Origin of the sequence: Streptomyces durocortorensis (genome assembly GCF_016901035.1) — a bacterium.
Taxonomy (GTDB): Bacteria; Actinomycetota; Actinomycetes; order Streptomycetales; family Streptomycetaceae; genus Streptomyces; species Streptomyces durocortorensis.
Genome location: NZ_JAFEUF010000330.1, coordinates 3,286 through 6,339, shown reverse-complemented (window position 1 = coordinate 6,339; position 3,054 = coordinate 3,286). Strand labels below are relative to the sequence as shown.

At 74.4% G+C, this 3,054-nt stretch carries 2 protein-coding genes; both read left to right on the top strand.

All coding sequences use genetic code 11. The features are described 5' to 3' along the window. A partial coding sequence (locus tag JS521_RS32890) for an outer membrane protein assembly factor BamB family protein (protein ID WP_239488162.1) occupies positions 1 to 1,451 on the top strand: 1,451 nt, incomplete at its 5' end. A gap of 166 nt (positions 1,452 to 1,617) precedes the next feature. Beyond that, on the top strand, positions 1,618 to 2,937 hold the full coding sequence (locus JS521_RS32885; protein WP_307847986.1) for a C40 family peptidase: 1,320 nt from the start codon (positions 1,618 to 1,620) through the stop codon (positions 2,935 to 2,937). Positions 2,938 to 3,054 lie beyond the last annotated feature (117 nt).

Genomic DNA, 3,054 nt, shown 5'->3' with positions numbered 1-3,054 from the left:
CCAGATGCGTATACCCCCCCCCCCCCCCCCCCCCCGCCGCCCCCCCCCCCGGGCCCGCGGGGCCGGGCGGCCCCGGCGGAGGGCCGATGGTGTCGTTGCCGCTGCCTCCCGCACCGGCCCCGGCGCCCGACCCCGGCGCCAGCCGCCGGACCCTGCTCACCATCGCGGCGGCGGCCGTGGGCGGGCTGATCGTGGGCGGCGGTTCGGTCGCCGCGCTCGGGTCCGGGGACACCGCCGCGGCGACGGACGACAAGCCCGCGCCCAAGCCCCGCCGTACGCTCCCCGGACAGGCCCCCGAACCGCGCTGGACCTACGCGCACCCGGCCTCCGAGTCGGCCCCGCTCACCACCGCCCTCTGGCAGGACAAGCTGCTCGTGGTGACCAGCGAGAGCCAGGCCAGCGCCGTGGACCTGCGTACCGGTAAGCGGCTGTGGCAGCGTGCGGACGGGGCGAAGGGGCAGGCCGCGTCGGCGGCGGGCGCCGATCTGGTCTTCGTGGCGAGCCCCACGGAGTTCCTGTGGCTGTCGCCCAAGGACGGCAAGGTCGTGCACCGCGTGCGCTACACGGAGGCCTTCGACGACCTGCCGGGTCTCACCGTCGGGCGGCTGGCCGGGAGTTCCGGGCCGGTCATCTGGTTCACCGGGTCGCACACGGTCACCGAGAAGGCCCCGAAGCCGAAGAAGGGCAAGAAGAAGGGCAAGGACAAGGAGGTCGTCGAGGCCTACTTCTTCGCGTACGACATCGTGCAGCGCAAGGAGCTGTGGCGCACCTCCGTGCCCGCGGGCCGCGACCCCGGCACCCCCGCCTACCGGGTGGTCGCGGAGCGCTCCGCCGACGTCCTCGTACGGCAGGACGCGGTGAGCCTGACGGCGGCCGAGGTCAAGAAGGCCAAGGGGAAGGGGTCGGTCCGCTCGTTCGACCAGAAGAGCGGCAAGCTGCTGTGGACCAAGCAGTACGGCGCGGCCTCCCCCCAAGCGGCCACCACGGGCGACGAGGACGGGACGCTGTACGCGGCGGTCGGCCAGGACCTCCAGGCCTTCGAGGCGGACTCGACGAAGCCGCAGTGGCGCGTCGAGGGCAGCGACGGTTCGGTGTTCGGCACCCCGCTGATCGCCGGGCCCCTGATCCACACCACCGAACGCAGCCGGCTGGTCGGCGCGGTGGAGCGGGAGAGCGGCCGGCTCGTGTGGCGGCGCTCCACCGAGGTACCGGGCATCGGCAACGCCCCCGCGCTCACGCTGAGCAGCAGCGAGAAGACCCTGATCGCCGCCGACGCCATCCAGGTCACGGCGTTCTCGGCGGCCGACGGCGAGCGGCTCTGGAAGTTCCAGGACATCGGGTCGGCCGATCCGAAGGGGGAGACGGTACGCGCGTCGTACCGGGCGCTCGCCTTCGGTGAGACCGTCGTCGTCCAACGGGACAGGTCCTTCTACGCCTTCCCGGTGGCCTGAGGCAGGCCGACGCCCCTCCGTCATCAACGCCGCCGTCCGGGGGATCTCCGGGCGGCGCGCGGTGCGGTGCTTGCATCACCCGACGACGAGTGACCGGATTAATAGGATTCGCTCACTTATGGACGAGCCCGTTGCCGGGCTGTGTCTCCGTCACGGAGGTGATGTCGTGTCAGGCAGGCTCCTGCGCGCGGTCTGCACCAGCGCGCTGGCCGCGGCGCTCGCGGTCTCCCCCACCACCGCATCGGCCGAGCCGGGCCCCGTACCGTCCGAGGATTCCGTACCGCTCGCGGAGCAGAAGGCCGACACGGACGCGGAGGACTCGACGGACTCGGAGGACGCAGAAGGCCGCACAGACGCCGACGACGAGGAAGCCGGGGAGGGCGCCGACGAGACGGACGGGGACGCCGCCGAGGTCGACGCCGAGACCGCCCTCGCCGCACCCGAGGCCCCCAAGAGCGTCGCCACCCTCCTCCGCGAGCTGCAGACCCGCTACCAGGCGGCGGAGGAGGCGAGCGAGACCTACAACGCCACCGCCGAGAAGCTGAAGCAGCGCACCGCGCAGGTGAAGAAGGTGAACGGGGACCTGGCGAAGGCGCGGGCCGCGCTGGAGGTCAGCCGGGGGGACGCCGGGCGGCTGGCCCGGGAGCAGTACCAGGGGCGTACGGAGTTCTCCGCGTATCTCCGGCTGCTGCTGGCCCACGACCCCCAACGAGCCCTGGACCAGAGCCATGTCGTGGGGCGGCTGGCCGCGAACCGCGCGGCGACGGTGGACCGGCTGACCGACGCCGCCCGGCGGGCCGACACCCTGGCCGCCGCCTCCCGCAAGGCGCTGGACCAGCAGAAGAAGCTGGCCGCGCAGCAGAAGAAGCAGCGTGACACCGTGCGCGGCAGGCTCAAGGAGGTCGAAGGGCTGCTGGCCACCCTCTCCGAGGAGCAGATCGCCCAGCTCGCCGGTCTCGAACAGCAGGGGGTGGACAAGGCCCAGCGCGAACTGGTGGCCTCCGGGGCGCTCAGCTCCACCCGGCCGCCCACCCGGCAGGGCGGCGACGCCGTGGCGTACGCGGTCCGGCAGATCGGCAAGCCGTACGTGTGGGGGGCCGAGGGCCCCGACTCCTTCGACTGCTCCGGTCTCACGTCCCAGGCCTGGTCGGCGGCGGGGCGGGGAATCCCGCGCACCTCGCAGGAGCAGTGGAAGCAGCTCCCGAGGGTGCCGGTGTCCGCCCTGCGCCCCGGGGACCTGGTGATCTACTTCCCGAAGGCGACCCACGTGGCGCTGTACATCGGTGACGGCCTCGTGGTGCAGGCGCCCCGCCCCGGCGCGAGGGTCAAGGTCTCACCGCTGGCGTCGAACCCACTGCTGGGGGCCGTCCGCCCCGACCCGGGCGGCGCCCCGCTGTCCACGTACACCCGCCCGGAGCTGCCCGAGGGCGCGCGGGACGGCTCGGACACCGGTTACGGCACGGACGCGGCGCCCGACGCCCCCTAGCGGGCCTCAGCGCACCAAGGACAGACCTCGGCGGGGGGGCCCGGCGGGGGGGGGGGGCGGCCGGGGGGGGGGGGGGGGGGGGGGGGGCGCCCCCCCCCGCCCCGGGCGCGGGGGGGG